The 14,500-nt window shown below is 71.5% G+C and carries 13 protein-coding genes and 1 tRNA gene; 10 read left to right on the top strand and 4 right to left on the bottom strand.

The window, feature by feature from the left end:
* The first annotated feature begins 11 nt into the window (after positions 1-11).
* The 3 genes from AWB92_RS21435 (at position 12) to AWB92_RS21425 (ending at position 3,087) form a co-directional block, all read left to right on the top strand.
* Positions 12-106 (top strand) — tRNA-Sec (locus tag AWB92_RS21435).
* A gap of 18 nt (positions 107-124) precedes the next feature.
* Positions 125-1,405 (top strand): L-seryl-tRNA(Sec) selenium transferase, encoded by a 1,281-nt coding sequence (gene selA, locus AWB92_RS21430; protein WP_085189226.1) that lies wholly within the window; start codon positions 125-127, stop codon positions 1,403-1,405.
* Positions 1,393-3,087 carry a selenocysteine-specific translation elongation factor gene (locus tag AWB92_RS21425; protein ID WP_085189224.1) on the top strand — a complete coding sequence of 565 codons (1,695 nt, stop codon included), beginning with the start codon at positions 1,393-1,395 and terminating at the stop codon, positions 3,085-3,087. The genes selA and AWB92_RS21425 overlap by 13 nt, the downstream gene beginning before the upstream one ends.
* On the opposite strand, the gene AWB92_RS21420 is transcribed toward AWB92_RS21425, so the two are convergent.
* Together AWB92_RS21420 and AWB92_RS21415 are read right to left on the bottom strand one after the other, a co-directional pair.
* On the bottom strand, positions 3,088-5,262 hold the full coding sequence (locus tag AWB92_RS21420; protein WP_085189222.1) for an FUSC family protein: 2,175 nt from the start codon (positions 5,260-5,262) through the stop codon (positions 3,088-3,090).
* Between the two features lie 79 nt (positions 5,263-5,341).
* The gene (locus AWB92_RS21415; protein ID WP_085189220.1) at positions 5,342-5,806 is read right to left on the bottom strand and encodes a GatB/YqeY domain-containing protein; all 465 of its coding nucleotides are present in this window, start codon (positions 5,804-5,806) and stop codon (positions 5,342-5,344) included.
* A 121-nt stretch (positions 5,807-5,927) separates the two neighbouring features.
* Between AWB92_RS21415 and AWB92_RS21410 the strand changes: the two genes are divergently transcribed.
* The 5 genes from AWB92_RS21410 to AWB92_RS21390 are packed head-to-tail and all read left to right on the top strand — an operon-like array spanning position 5,928 to position 11,231.
* Positions 5,928-7,139, top strand: coding sequence for a hypothetical protein (locus AWB92_RS21410; RefSeq protein WP_085189217.1), 1,212 nt, complete (start codon positions 5,928-5,930; stop codon positions 7,137-7,139).
* A gap of 12 nt (positions 7,140-7,151) precedes the next feature.
* Positions 7,152-7,805, top strand: coding sequence for a DUF4129 domain-containing protein (locus AWB92_RS21405; protein WP_068132941.1), 654 nt, complete (start codon positions 7,152-7,154; stop codon positions 7,803-7,805).
* Positions 7,802-8,944, top strand: a complete 1,143-nt coding sequence (locus AWB92_RS21400; protein WP_085189215.1) for a DUF4350 domain-containing protein — start codon at positions 7,802-7,804, stop codon at positions 8,942-8,944. The genes AWB92_RS21405 and AWB92_RS21400 overlap by 4 nt, the downstream gene beginning before the upstream one ends.
* Entirely contained in the window at positions 8,941-9,909 is a 969-nt protein-coding gene (locus tag AWB92_RS21395; protein ID WP_068101774.1) for a MoxR family ATPase, read from the top strand. Before AWB92_RS21400 ends, AWB92_RS21395 begins: the two co-directional genes overlap by 4 nt.
* A complete protein-coding gene (locus AWB92_RS21390; RefSeq protein ID WP_085189213.1) occupies positions 9,909-11,231 on the top strand; it encodes a DUF58 domain-containing protein in 1,323 nt (440 codons plus the stop codon). Before AWB92_RS21395 ends, AWB92_RS21390 begins: the two co-directional genes overlap by 1 nt.
* Before the next feature lie 71 nt (positions 11,232-11,302).
* Here AWB92_RS21390 and AWB92_RS21385 read toward each other — a convergent pair whose 3' ends face one another.
* A complete protein-coding gene (locus AWB92_RS21385; protein ID WP_085189211.1) occupies positions 11,303-12,295 on the bottom strand; it encodes a stage II sporulation protein M in 993 nt (330 codons plus the stop codon).
* A gap of 36 nt (positions 12,296-12,331) precedes the next feature.
* On the opposite strand from AWB92_RS21385, the gene AWB92_RS21380 reads away from it, so the two are divergent.
* A complete protein-coding gene (locus tag AWB92_RS21380; RefSeq protein ID WP_085189209.1) occupies positions 12,332-13,198 on the top strand; it encodes an RDD family protein in 867 nt (288 codons plus the stop codon).
* On the opposite strand, the gene AWB92_RS21375 is transcribed toward AWB92_RS21380, so the two are convergent.
* The gene (locus tag AWB92_RS21375; protein ID WP_085189207.1) at positions 13,195-13,584 is read right to left on the bottom strand and encodes a hypothetical protein; all 390 of its coding nucleotides are present in this window, start codon (positions 13,582-13,584) and stop codon (positions 13,195-13,197) included. The genes AWB92_RS21380 and AWB92_RS21375 overlap by 4 nt on opposite strands.
* Before the next feature lie 213 nt (positions 13,585-13,797).
* Here AWB92_RS21375 and AWB92_RS21370 point away from each other — a divergent pair, with 213 nt between their 5' ends.
* Positions 13,798-14,499: a PadR family transcriptional regulator gene (locus AWB92_RS21370; protein WP_085189205.1), complete on the top strand. Its 702-nt coding sequence runs from the start codon at positions 13,798-13,800 to the stop codon at positions 14,497-14,499.
* Position 14,500: the final 1 nt, after the last annotated feature.

Here is a 14,500-nt window from a genome sequence, read left to right as displayed (position 1 = left end):
ACATGGTCCGAGGAGGCGTGTCCGGTCTGGTGACCGGCGCGGTCTTCAAAACCGTCGAACGGCAGACGCTGCCGCTGGCGGGTTCGATTCCCGTCCGCCTCCGCCATACTCCCTCGAGCCTGACATGAGCGACCCGCGCCGACGGGTGCCCGGGACCGACGTCCTGCTCGCCGATCCGCGCCTGGTCGAGGCGCAACGCGTGCTGGGCCGCGCACTGGTGAAGTCGGTGATCGTGGAGGCGCAGCGGCGGGCCCGCGCCGGGGAGATCGAGCCCGAGCGCGTCGCCGAGCACGCCGTCGCCGCCCTTCCCGCCACCGCGTCGAGCCTGCGGCCCGTCCTCAACGCCACCGGCGTCGTCGTACACACCAACCTCGGCCGGGCACCGCTGTCGCGGGCCGCCGTCGACGCGGTGGTCGCCGCGGCCGGGACGACGGACGTCGAGTTCGACCTGACGACGGGCCGGCGCGCGCGCCGCGGCCGGGGCGCGCTGGCCGCCCTGGCGCGCGCGGTGCCCACCGCGGGCGGTGTGCACGTCGTGAACAACAACGCCGCCGCCCTGCTGTTGACCGCCCTGGCGCTGGCCCCGTGCAAGGAGATCGTGCTCAGCCGCGGCGAGCTGGTGGAGATCGGCGACGGCTTCCGCATCCCCGAGCTGCTGGCGTCCACCGGTTCGCGGCTGCGCGAGGTCGGCACCACCAACCGCACCAGCCTGCGCGACTACGCCGACGCGATCGGGCCCGACACCGGTTTCGTGCTGAAGGTGCACCCGTCCAACTTCCACGTCACCGGGTTCACCTCGACCGTCGACGTGACACAGCTGAAGGACCTGAACGTCCCGCTGGTGGTCGACATCGGGTCCGGGTTGCTGGCGCCGCACCCGCTGCTGCCCGACGAACCCGACGCCACGTCGATGCTGCGCGACGGCGCCAGCCTGGTCACCGCGAGCGGCGACAAGCTGCTGGGCGGCCCGCAGGCCGGCCTGCTCTTCGGCGACGGCGAGCTCATCGAGCGGCTGCGCCGGCATCCGGCGGCGCGCGCCCTGCGCGTGGACAAGCTCACCCTCGCCGCGCTGGAGGCCACCCTGACGGGCCCGCCCCCACCGGTGGCCCAGGCGCTGGACGCCGACGTGGCGCGGCTGCGGGCCCGCGCCGAATCGCTCGCCGACCGGCTGCCCGACGCCGTCGCGGTGGACTGCGTCGCCGCGGTCGGCGGCGGGGGTGCGCCGGGCGTCGCGTTGCCCAGCGCGGCGGTGAGCCTGCCCGAGTCGTACGCGGCCGCCCTGCGCGCGGGGAGCCCGCCCGTCGTGGGCCGCCTGGAATCCGGCCGCTGCCTGCTCGACCTGCGCACGGTGGCGCCGGAGGACGACGAGCTGCTGGCGGCGGCGGTGCGGGCATGTTCGTCATAGCCACGGCCGGGCACGTCGACCACGGAAAGTCGACCTTGCTGCACCGGCTCACCGGCATGTGGCCCGACCGGCTCGCCGAGGAGCGGCGCCGGGGCCTGACCATCGACCTCGGCTTCGCGTGGACCGAGGTCGGCGGCCGTCAGGTCGCGTTCGTCGACGTGCCCGGCCACGAACGGTTCGTCGCGAACATGCTCGCGGGCGTCGGGCCGGTGCCGGCCGTCTTGTTCGTCGTCGCCGCCACCGAGGGCTGGATGCCGCAGTCCGAGGAACACCTGGCGGCGCTCGACGCCCTCGGGGTCCGGCACGGGCTGCTGGTGATCAGCAAGGCCGACCTCGCCGATCCCGGTCCGGCCATCGAGCACGCGCGCGAACGGTTCGCCGCCACCTCGCTCGGCGTCGTGCCCGTCGCGGTCGGCACCGACCTGGAGCGGGTGCGCGCGGGGCTGACGGCGCTGATCGATCGGCTGCCGCCCCCGGACCGCGACGCCGACGTGCGGCTGTGGGTCGACCGGTCATTCTCCGTCCGGGGGGCGGGCACGGTGGTGACCGGAACGCTGACGGCGGGCACCATCCGGGTGGGCGACGAGCTGGAACACGCCGGGCGCCGCGTGACGGTCCGCGGGCTGCAGTCGTTGGGCCGCAACGAAATCGAGGTCGGCGCGGTGGCGCGGGTGGCGCTGAACCTGCGGGGCGTGGACCGCCACGACATCGGCCGCGGGGACACCGTCCGGACGCCGGGCGTGTGGCTGGACACCGCGGAGATCGACGTCGGCCTGCGGTCGGCCGGCACGCTGCACCGCCAGCTGGTGCTGCACGTCGGGTCCGCGGCCGTGCCGGTGCAGGTGCGCGCGTTGGGGACGGCCGCGGCGCGGCTGCGCCTGGCGAACCCGCTGCCGTTGCGGGTCGGGGACGTCGGGCTGCTGCGCGATCCCGGGGAGCACCGGATCGCGGCGGGCATCGAAGTGCTCGACGTCCGACCGCCCGGGCTGCGCCGTCGGGGCGCGGCGCGCGAACGCGCCGCCGAGCTGGCGGCCGGCCGGGTCCGCCCGCCTGACTGCGCGCGGGCGAGCGACCTGCGCGCGATGGGCCTGCCGGCGCGCGGGCAGCGGGTGGGCGACTGGGTGGTGGACCCGCAGTGGTGGGCCGAGCGGCGCGGCCGCGCGACCGAGGCGGTGCGGCAGTGGGCGGGCGAGAACGACGTCGCGGCGGGCATGCCGCTGGAGACGCTGCGGCAACGCACCGGGCTGCCCGCCGCCGAACTGCTGGCGCCGCTGCTCGCCGGCACCGGCCTGGAGGTGGCGGACGGGCTGGTCCGTCCTCCCGGTGCGGGCCTGCCGGCCCGCGTCGACAAGGCGGTGCGTTCGATCGAGGAATGGCTGGCGGCCGAGCCGTTTCGGGCGCCGGAGGCCGCCGAACTGGCCGACCTCAAGCTCGGCCCCCGGGAGCTGGCCGCCGCCGTGCGCGCCGGGCGGCTGGCCCGGATCGCCGACGGCGTGGTGCTGGGTCCCGACGCGTTCGATCGGGCGGCCGATGTCCTGGCGAAGCTGCCGCAGCCGTTCACCGTCAGCGAGGCCCGGCGCGCCCTGGGCACCACCCGTCGCGTCGCCGTGCCACTGCTCGAGCGGCTCGACGACCGGCGTGTCACCAGGCGGGCCGGCGACGGCACCCGGACGATGGCCTGATCAACTCTGGTTGGTGATGGAAACCTTTGTGGAAGAGCCTATTTCGGGCTGCCCGAGCGGTATCAACTCGAGTTCGCCGAGGGTGGCCGCCACCGTGACGAATGGCTGCGCGGCCTCGACCGCGTTGGCTTCGCGGGCTGCCTCTGCTCGCAACGCCCTGGCGACTTCCCCGGCCATCGGCCGACCGGTCGTGTCGTTGGACGCGGAGAACCGCTCGGTGACGAACTCCAAGTGGGCTTCCAGCACGGCCCGGGCGGACGGGTAGGACCCGTTCGGGGGCAGCGTCCTGATGTCGGCGATCATGTCCGCCGCGAGGCGCAACCACGTGGCCCGGTTGGCCGCCCGCACCACCGGAGTGCGCAGGTCGGCCCCGCTACCCGTCTCCGAAAGATAGTGCCGCACAGCGTCATCCACTCTTCGGCTGCACACGAGGGCATCGTGGCTGAGGGCGGCGAGTTCGGAGTCGCTGTCTTCCGAGCGACCCTCGGTGACCCGCAGCACGGCCGCCCGGAGGTAGCGCAAGTTGACATCGACCGCCGCTCGAATCAGCGCCGACACCGCAACCGTGGCGCCCCGGGGCCACAGCAGCAGCGACACGACCAGGCCGACGGCCGCGCCCATCGCGATGTCTTCGATGCGCAGCAGGCCGACGCGCCAGCCGGCGGGCGCGGTGAGATTGAGGATGACCAGCAGGCTCAACGCCCCCACGGCCTGGGCGATGGTGAACGAAACGAACCGCGGCAGGTAGGTCGACCCGAAAATGGTGATCGGGACCAGCAGCCACAGCGCCACGGGTTGCGAACCGACGGCCCCGACGAGCAGCCCACCGACGATGATCCCCAGCGTCGTACCGACAACCGCCTGAACGACTTTGGTTCTGGTGGTCAACGCGCTGCTGCTGAGCACCAGCATCGTTCCCACCACGACCCAGAAGCCATGCTCCACCAGATGCAGATGAGTGACGGCGACCGCCAGGGCCAACCCGACCCCCATGCGCAGGCCGTTGTGCGCCGCGACGGAACGGGTGGCCAGGAACGCCGCCGCCGCCGCCGTGCCGGCGGCCGTCTCCGACGCCAGCCGGTCGGCGAATCCGGTGGGCGGCAGCTGCAGGCCTAGGGCCCGTGCCCACACCGGCCGCGCGTCGGCCGCGGCGGCCGCCGCGATGACCCTGCCGATCAATGCGATGGTCGTCGTGATACTTCGGCATCCCAGCAGCTGTCGCCCCGTCGCACCGCCAGACTCGTCGTCCGGTGCGTCGAGAATCAGCACCACGTCGTCGCGGTAATTGCGCCGTGCCAGCGACCGCAATTCGGCCAGCACCTCGTCCAGGGTGGCGCGATTTGTGGCGCGATGGGCGAGTTGCGCTGCGTCGAGCAATCGGGAGCAGCATCGCAGGATTTCGACGGCAGGCGGGTTCAGCGTGCCCAACGTCCTCCCGGTGTCGTCGTCGACGAGGTCGGCGACCAGCTCGAGAAGGTCGACGACGCGTACCAGTGCCCGGCTGCCGGCGCTGAGGCCGACCGGGCGGCAGCTGGCGGCCAGAAAATTCGCCCGCAACGCGTCCATGGCCGTGGTCACGTCCTCGGCCGAACCGGTGCCCTCGATCCGGTCGGCCAGCGCCGTGCACACCTGTCGGACGTGCCGGCGCAGGGCACCATAGTGCCGCGGCGGAAGGAAGAACAACGCCGCCGGCACGCACAGCAGGACGGCGATCAGCCAACCCAGCAACCGCTCGCCGATGGGCCCGGTCGGCGTGCAGACGGGCCAGACGTAGCACAACAGGGTCGCGCGCTGACCGGCGGAGACCGTCGTGCTGAGCAAGCTGGCCAGGGTGGCCGCGATCGCGAGGAGAAACATCAAAGCCACGGCCAGCCAGGGGATTGGGGCGACCAAGGTGCCGACGGCGATCAGGACGATCCCGTTGGAGGTCAAGCCGAGGTAACCCACCGCGCGCTGCTGCCGGTTGCCGGGAAATTCGGTGACCACCAGCAGCCAGAAAGCGCCGAGCAGCGCATACAGCGGTGTCACTGCGCCACCCACCAGAGCGAAGGCGACGCCGGCCGTTATCGGCACCATGATCGCCGCCCGGACGGCCCGTTTCAGCGCGTCGCGCTCGGGATCCGCGGTGCGCAACTGCTCCAACGTTTGCCGGATCGAGGGGACCCGGATCAGCATGACTGGATGATAGAGCCGTTGCGGGCGTGGAGTCGTTGCGGGCGGCCGCGGATTCCGGCTCACCGCAGAGTAATTGGCCCTACAGGCGTTCCTTCACCGCGGCCGACAGCCGCGCGCCGTCGGCCTTCCCCGCCGCGATCGCGGTGGCCGCCTTCATGACCATGCCCATCTGCTTCATGCCCGGCCGCTCGCCGATCTCCTCGGCGACCTGTGCGATCGCGGTGTCGGCGACGTCGGCCAGCTCCGCCTCCGTGAGCGGCGTGGGCAGGTACTCGTCGATGACCCGGGCCTCGGCGTGCTCGTTGGCGGCGAGCTCACCGCGACCGTTCTGGGTGTAGATTTCGGCCGCCTCGGAACGCTTGCGCGATTCCCTGGCCAAAACCTTGATGACGTCGTCGTCGGTGAGCTCGCGCGCCTGCTTGCCGGAGACCTCCTCGGTCTGGATCGCGGCCAGCAGCATGCGCAGGGTCGCGGTTCGCAGCTTGTCCTGGGCCTTCATTGCCTGCGTCAGGTCGTCCCGCAGCCGGGATTTCAATTCCGCCATGGCTGAGACGCTACGCGCCGCGGCGCCGGTCGAGATTGAGAAATGCCCGGACCGCCGACAGGATGGAGCCCATGACGAACGACGGGCCCGGCCGCGCAGGCCTTGAAGGACACAGCACCCGGTGAACGCGCTGCCGCCGCCCGGTTACCCGGCATTCCCCCCGCCCGGCCAGTACGCACCGCTCGGCTACCCGCCGGCCGGGTATGGCCCCCCACCGGGGTACGGCGCGCCGCCGCCGGGCTACGGCCCCCCGCCGGGCTACGGCCCCCCGCCGGGCTACGGCCCGCCGCCGGGCTACGGTCCGCCACCGGGCTACGGTTCGCCACCGGGATACGGCCCGCCGCAATTGGTTCCCGGGGCGCTCAAGCCCGGGATCATCCCACTGCGGCCGCTGACGCTCAGCGACATCTTCAATGGCGCGGTCGGCTACGTCCGGGCCAACCCCCGGGCGACGCTGGGGCTGACCGCGATGGTGGTCGTGGTCATGCAGCTCGTCTCCATGCTCGCGACGTTCGGGCCACTGGCCGCCTACGGCAGGATCACCGTCGCACGCTCCAGCGAGCTGAGCGGCGGCGTCGTAGGAGCGTGGCTGGGCTCGATGGCCGCGGGGATGATCGTCACCTGGCTCGGCGGCATGCTGCTGTCCGGCATGCTCACCGTCATCGTCGGGCGGTCGGTGTTCGGAGCGCCGATCACCATCGGCGAAACCTGGGTCAAGATTCGCGGGCGGCTGCTCCCACTGCTCGGGTTGGCGCTGCTGGAAGGCGTCGCCGTGGCGGCCCTTTTCGGGCTGGTGGCGGTGATCATCGCGCTGTTGGCGGTCGCCGGCGCCCCGGCGCTGGCGGTCCTGTTGGGCCTCCCGCTGGTGCTCGCGGCGATCGTGGCGCTGGTCTACCTCTACACCATGGTGTTGTTCGCGCCGGTGCTGATCGTGCTGGAGCGGCTGCCCGTCATGGAGGCGATCACCCGATCGTTCCGGCTAGTCCGTGGCGGCTTCTGGCGGGTGTTGGGCATCCGGACGCTGACGTTCGTGGTCGCGTCCTTCATCGGCAACGCCGTCGCGCTACCGTTCAGCATCGTCGGTCAAGTGCTGCTGGTCAGCGGCGGGACCCCGTCCACCGGCGGGTTGCTGCTGAGCAGCGCGATCGCGTCGGTCGGGGCGGCCATCGGCCAGATCATCATCGCGCCGTTCAACGCCGGGGTCATCACGCTGCTCTACACCGACCGCCGCATGCGGGCCGAGGCGTTCGACCTGGTGCTGCAGACCGGCGCCACGGGCGGCCCCTACGCGGCCGCGTCCACCGACAACCTCTGGCTGACCCGGCCGGTGTAGGACCAACTGACCGTGCCCTCCATCGACATCGACCGCGATGCCGCCCACCAGGCCGCCCAGATAGAGCTGGGCAAGCCGATCTATTCGAAAGGCTCGGCCGCCCAACAATTCGCCGAGTGGGTCAACGAACTGATCTACCGGCTGCTGGACAAGACCGCCTCGATACCCGGCGGATGGTTCACCACCAGCGTGCTGCTCATCCTGCTGGCAATCGCGGTCGTGGTCGCCATCCGTATCGCACGACGCACCATGCGCACCAACCGCGGCGGCGACTACCAGTTGTTCGAGGCCTCCCAGCTCACCGCGGCGCAGCACCGCGCCACCGCCGAAAGCTATGCCGCACAAGGCGACTGGTCGGCGGCGATCCGGCATCGGCTGCGCGCCGTCGCGCGCCAACTCGAGGAGACCGGCGTGCTGGAACCGGCACCCGGCCGCACCGCCAACGAGCTGGCCCGGGACGCAGGCGCGGCGCTGCCGCACCTGGGAAGCGAATTATCTGATGCCGCAACGGCATTCAACGACGTGACCTACGGCGAGCGGCCCGGAACCGAGGCCGGCTACCGAATGATCGCCGCACTCGACGACCATCTGCGCTCGCGCTCGCCCGCCGCGGCGCCGGCGGCCGGCCGGCCCGAGGCCACCGACTCCTGGGCGCAGGTCCGATGACGGCGACGCGTCCGGCGGCGCCAATGCCGGTGCGGCGCTGGCGAACATGGGCCTGGGTGGTCCTCACCATCGTCGCGCTCGCCGTCATCGCCGGCGTCAGCGCCTACCTGACCGCACCGCGCCCCGGCGCCCGGATGGATCCGAAATCGACCGAGCCGGACGGGGCGCGCGCGCTGGTGACGCTACTGCGCGACGGCGGCGTCGAGGTGGTGGTGGCCGACACCGTCGCCGACGTCGAACGCGCGGCCCGGCCGGGCACGCAGATCCTGGTGGCGCAGAGCCAATACCTCACCGACACCGCGCTGCTGGATCGGCTCGGCAACGCCCCCGGCGATCTGCTGCTGGTGGAACCGACGGTGCGCACCCGGGAGGCGCTGATGCCCGGGGTCCGCATGTCGGCCGGCAGCATGGCATTCGACAAGAGCCCGAATTGCTCACTGCGCGAGGCAGACCGCGCCGGAACGGTGCGATTCGGGCCCAGCGACACCTACCGGGCGACCGACGGCCGGGCCATGACGAGCTGCTACGACGGGATACTCATCCGGTACCGCGACGACGGGCGAATCGTCACGGTGGTCGGCAGCACCGACTTCATGACCAATGGAAGCCTGCTGCAGGCGGGCAACGCCGCCCTGGCCATGAACCTCGCGGGCGCACGGCCCCGGCTCATCTGGTACGCGCCCCACCGTGTCGAGGGTGAAACGTCGTCCCCGTCAAGCGTTTCCGATTTGATCCCGGAAAACGTGACCTGGATCGTGTGGCAGCTGTGCGTCGTCGTACTGCTGGTTGCCCTGTGGAAGGGCCGCCGGCCGGGCCCGCTGGTGGCCGAGGAATTGCCCGTGGTCGTGCGCGCGTCGGAGACCGTCGAGGGCCGCGGCCGGCTCTACCGGTCCCGGCGCGCCCGCGACCGCGCCGCCGCGGCGTTGCGCGCCGCCACGATTCAGCGACTGCTGCCCCGACTGGGCCTGGGCCCGGGCGCGCCGGCTCCTGCGGTGGTGGCGACCGTGGCCCGGCGCAGCGGCGCCGACCCGGGATTGGTTTCCTACCACCTGTTCGGGCCACCGCCGGCCACCGACCACGACCTGCTACAACTTGCCCGTGCGCTCGACGACATCGAAAGGCAGGTCACACGAACGTGACGCAATCACAAACCCCGACCGCTGAGGCGGCACGCGAGGCGCTGCTGGCGTTGCGGTCCGAGCTGGCCAAGGCCGTCGTCGGGCAGGAGGGGGTCGTCAGCGGCCTGGTGATCGCGCTGTTGTGCCGGGGACACGTGCTGCTGGAAGGTGTTCCGGGCGTGGCGAAGACGCTGTTGGTGCGCGCGATGTCGGCCGCCCTGCAGCTGGAGTTCAAACGGGTGCAGTTCACTCCCGACCTGATGCCCGGCGACGTCACCGGCTCGCTGGTGTACGACGCGCGCACCGCCGCGTTCGTGTTCCGGCCGGGCCCGGTGTTCACCAACCTGCTGCTGGCCGACGAGATCAACCGCACCCCACCCAAAACGCAGGCCGCGCTGCTCGAGGCGATGGAAGAGCGTCAGGTCAGCGTCGAAGGCGAGGCCAAGCCGCTGCCCGACCCGTTCATCGTCGCCGCGACCCAGAACCCGATCGAGTACGAGGGCACCTATCAACTGCCCGAGGCCCAGCTCGACCGGTTCCTGCTCAAACTCAACGTGACGTTGCCGTCGCGCGACGCCGAGATCGCCATCCTCGGCCGGCACGCGCACGGCTTCGATCCCCGCGACCTGTCGGAGATCAACCCGGTGGCCGGGCCGGACGAGCTTGCGGCCGGGCGCAAGGCGGTGCAACAGGTCCTGGTCGCAGACGAGGTGCTGGGCTACATCGTGGACATCGTCGGGGCCACCCGCTCGTCGCCCGCCCTGCAGCTGGGCGTGTCGCCGCGCGGGGCGACGGCGCTGCTGGGCACCGCGCGGTCGTGGGCCTGGCTGTCGGGCCGCAACTACGTCACCCCCGACGACGTGAAGGCCATGGCCCGCCCGACCCTGCGGCACCGGGTGATGCTGCGCCCCGAGGCCGAGCTCGAAGGGGCGACGCCCGACGGCGTGCTCGACGGAATCCTGGCGTCGGTGCCGGTGCCACGCTAGTGATCCTCACTGGGCGCACCGGGCTCCTGGCGCTGATCTGCGTCCTGCCTATCGCGGTATCGCCTTGGCCCACAAGGGCTTTCGTGGTACTGCTGGTGTTGCTGGTGACATTGGTGGTAGTCGATGCCACGCTGGCGGCCAGCACCCGTGCGCTGCGCTATACCCGTTCGGCGGATTGTTCGGCCCGGCTCGCGCAACCGGTGCTGGTCACCGTGGAGGTGCACAACGACGGCCGCCGGCGATTCCGCGGCCAGATCCGCGACGCCTGGCCGCCCAGCGCGTGCGCCGAGCCGCGCATGCACGCCGTCGACATCGCCGCCGGGCAGGCACAGCCGCTGGAGACCCGGCTACGGCCGGTTCGTCGCGGCGATCAGCGCGCGGCCGCGGTCACGGCGCGTTCGATCGGGCCGCTGGGACTGGCCGGGCGGCAGGGTTCGCGGTCGGTGCCGGGTCAGGTCCGGGTGCTGCCGCCGTTCCTGTCGCGCAAGCACCTGCCGTCGCGGCTCGCCAAGCTGCGCGAGATCGACGGCCTCCTGCCGACGCTGATACGCGGGCAGGGAACCGAGTTCGATTCGCTGCGTGAGTATGTCGTCGGCGACGACGTGCGCTCGATCGACTGGCGCGCGTCCGCCCGGCGCGCCGACGTGGTGGTCCGCACCTGGCGACCCGAACGCGACCGGCGCGTGGTGATCGCGCTCGACACCGGGCGCACGGCGGCGGGTCGCGTCGGCGTCGACCCCACCGCCTCCGACCCGGCGGGCTGGCCCCGGCTGGACTGGGCGATGGACGCTGCGCTGCTGCTGGCCGCGCTCGCGTCGCGGGCCGGCGACCACGTCGACTTCCTCGCCCACGACCGGGTGAGCCGGGCCGGCGTGTTCGGCGCGTCACGCACCGAGCTGCTGGCCCAGCTGGTCGATGCGATGGCCCCGGTTCAGCCCGCGCTGGTCGAATCGGATTGGCGCGCAATGGTTGCCACCATCTTGCGGCGCACCCGGCGGCGGTCGCTGGTGGTGCTGCTGACCGACCTCAACGCGACCGCCTTGGAAGAGGGCCTGCTGCCGGTGCTGCCGCAGCTGTCGGCCAAGCACCACGTGATGATTGCCGCCGTCGGCGACCCGCGTGTCGACCAGATGGCCGCCGGGCGCTCCGACGCGGCCGCGGTATACGACGCCGCGGCTGCCGAACGCTCCCGCAACGACCGGGGCGCGATCGCGACGCGGCTGCGACGCGGCGGCGTCGAGGTCGTCGACGCCCCGCCCACCGAGATCGCGCCGGCCCTCGCCGACCGCTATCTGGCGATGAAAGCCACCGGGCGGCTTTAGTTACATTCCGCGAGAGTGCAACTACCGACGGCCCCACTCGGAAAACGCGTCGCCAGTTGCACTTTCGCGGCTCAGCCGGTCGGCACCACGTCGGGCGCGTCTTCGACGTCGCCGGTCTCGCCGGCCTTCGCCGCCCGGCGCCCGAAATACACGATGTACGACAGGAACGCGGCCTCGGCGATGACCCCGATGCCCACCCGGACAAACGTCGGCAGCGGTGACGGCGTCACCAGCGCCTCGATCAGCCCCGAGACCAGCAGCACACCGACCAGCCCGACGGCGACCGAGACGACGCCACGGCCCTGCTCGGCCAGCACCTGCCCACGGGGACGATCGCCCGGCGAAATCACCGACCAACCCAGCCGCATCCCCGTTGCGCCGGCAAGGAATACCGCCGTCAGCTCCAGCAACCCATGGGGGATCAGCAGGCCCAGCAGGATGCCGCCCTTGCCGGCCTGAAACATCAGCCCGGCGATCAGCCCGAGGTTGGCGGCGTTGTTGAACAAGATGATCGGGATCGGCAACCCCAGTACCACCGACATGGCGATGCACTGCGCGGCCACCCAGGAGTTGTTGATCCAGACCTGCAGCGCAAACGCGGCGGCGGGGTGTTCGCTGTAGTACGACGCGACATCGTGGTTGACCAATTCGTCGATGTCACTTGGTGTTCCGAGGGCCGACTGCACCTCAGGATTGCCGGCCACCCACATCGCGATGATCACCACGACGGCGAAAAACGCCACCGCCGTTCCCAACCACCACCGCCAGGTGCGGTACGCCACCACCGGGAACGACACCGTCCAGAAGCGGACGAACGTGCTGCTCAATGGCGCATGGGCGCCCGTGACCACGGAGCGGGCCCGCGCAACCAGGCTCGACAGCCGACCGATGAGCAGCGAATCCGACGACGCGGACCGCAGCATCGACAGATGGGTGGAGACCCGCTGGTAAAGCTCGACGAGTTCGTCGACCTCCGCACCCGTCAACGACCGGCGCCTCTTGACCAATTGGTCGAGCCGGTCCCACGTACCGCGATGGGTCAGCACGAATGCGTCGACGTCCACCCTGCGCAGCCTAATCGGCCTGTACCGTTCGGTGTTATGTCGGAGGTGGTGACCGGGGACGCCGTGGTGCTCGACGTGCAGATCGCTCAGTTGCCGGTGCGGGCGGCCAGCGCACTGATCGACATTACGGTGATCTTCATCTGCTACGTGCTCGGCCTGATGTTGTGGGCGGCCACCCTGACCCAGTTCGACTCCGCGCTGAGCACCGCCGTCCTGCTCATCTTCACGGTGCTGGTGGTCGTCGGCTACCCGTTGGCGTTCGAAACCGCCACGCGCGGAAGGTCGGTGGGCAAGATGGCGCTGGGCCTGCGGGTGGTGTCCGAGGACGGCGGCCCAGAACGCTTCCGGCAGGCGCTGTTTCGGGCGCTGGCGTCGGTGGTGGAGATCTGGATGCTCGCCGGGAGTCCGGCGGTGATCTGCAGCATCTTCTCCCCGAAGGGCAAGCGCATCGGCGACGTCTTCGCCGGCACGGTCGTCGTGAGCGAGCGCGGCCCTCGGTTGAGCCCGCCGCCGGTGATGCCGCCGTCGCTGGCGTGGTGGGCATCCTCGCTGCAGCTGTCGGGATTGGGGCCCAGCCAGGCCGAGGTGGCACGCCAATTCCTTTCCCGCGCACCGCAACTCGATCCTCACTTGCGCCTGCAGATGGCCTACCGGATCGCCGGCGACGTCGTGTCGCGCATCGCTCCGCCACCACCGCCTGGGGCCCCGCCGGAGTTGATGCTCGCCGCGGTGCTCGCCGAGCGGCACCGCCGCGAACTGGCCCGGCTGCGTCCCCAACTGCCCCCGATGCCGCCCGCGGGGCCCTGGCCGCCGCCGGCCCCACCGGCCGCGCCCTGGCCGCCGCCGCCCCCGCAACAGCCGTGGCCGCAGAGCGATCCCGGCGGCTTCGCGCCGCCCGGCTAGCCGGAGACCGCCGCCGCCATCAGCAGGACGTCGGCGATCAGCAGCGCCCAACCCACCAGCGGAACCGCGATGCCGCCGCGGCGCTTTGCGGTGAAGAACGAGATCAGCAGGACGACGAACGCCACCACCGGTGCGCCATAAAACGCGACGCCGAAATCGATGCCGCCGCGCCCCAGGTCGGGACAGCTGCGGTCCGCACACCCGGCGGTGCTCATCACCGCACCGAGCGCGAACAGCATCACGATGGCCGCCGCCGGCACCGTCGCCAGCGCCAACCCCCAGTTCACCCACGGCCACGCGTTGCGACCTTGGGCCTCGCCGCCCCGGGTGGGGTCGGTCGCACTTTGCGTCCCGCCGCCCACCGTCAGGTTGTTATCAGCGTTCATCCCCCAGGTGCTACCCGCGGCCCGGGCGATGCAAACCGCGGGCGAGGACCTCGGACCAAAATTCGCTTTACGCAGCTCAACGCGGTTTCGTTGCCACCCAAGCCGGAGTTATCGGAATATCTCGTTGCATCGCGTTAGTTTCCGATATATCGTGATATGACGTAGCGCGCGATCGGCGCGTTACCCACAAACGATCGAGAGGAACTACCAACAATGAGCAACCCATTCACTCCCCCCGAGGGCCCCTTCGCCGGCCGGCCCGGCTTCGGATTCGGCTTCGGCCCCGGCCCGGTGGACCGCCGCGCCCTGCACGACGCCAGGCGTCAGGCCCGGCGGGAATTCCGCGAACACCTGCGCGACCACGCCGGTGACCACTTCGGCCCCGGTTTCGGGCCGGGATTCGGCCCCGGGTTCGGCCCGGGCTTCGGCTTCGGCCCCGGCGGCCGTCGTGGCGGCCGACGTCGTGGCGGCTCCGGCCGCGGACGCCGCGGCGACGTGCGCGCGGCCATCCTGGCCCTGCTGGCCGAGCGGCCGATGCACGGTTACGAGATGATCCAGCAGATCGCCGAGCGCAGCAACGGAATCTGGCGGCCCAGCCCCGGGTCGGTATACCCGACGCTGCAACTGCTCGACGACGAGGGCCTGATCAGCGCGAGCGAAAGCCACGGCAGCAAAAAGCTTTTCGAGCTGACCGAGGAGGGACGCGCGGCGGCCGAGAAGATCGAGACCAAGCCGTGGGACGAGATCGCCGAGGGCGCCGACCCGGGTGCGGTCAACCTGCGCGCGGCCATGGGCCAGTTGTTCGGTGCGGTCGCGCAATCCGCGCACACCGCCACCGCCGAGCAGCAGCAGCGCATCGTCGAGATCATCAACAACGCCCGCCGCGAGGTCTACGGCATCCTCGGCGAGGACTGAG

Origin of the sequence: Mycobacterium sp. IEC1808 (assembly GCF_002101935.1) — a bacterium.
GTDB lineage: Bacteria > Actinomycetota > Actinomycetes > Mycobacteriales > Mycobacteriaceae > Mycobacterium.
This window is presented reverse-complemented; position numbering and strand designations above follow the sequence as displayed.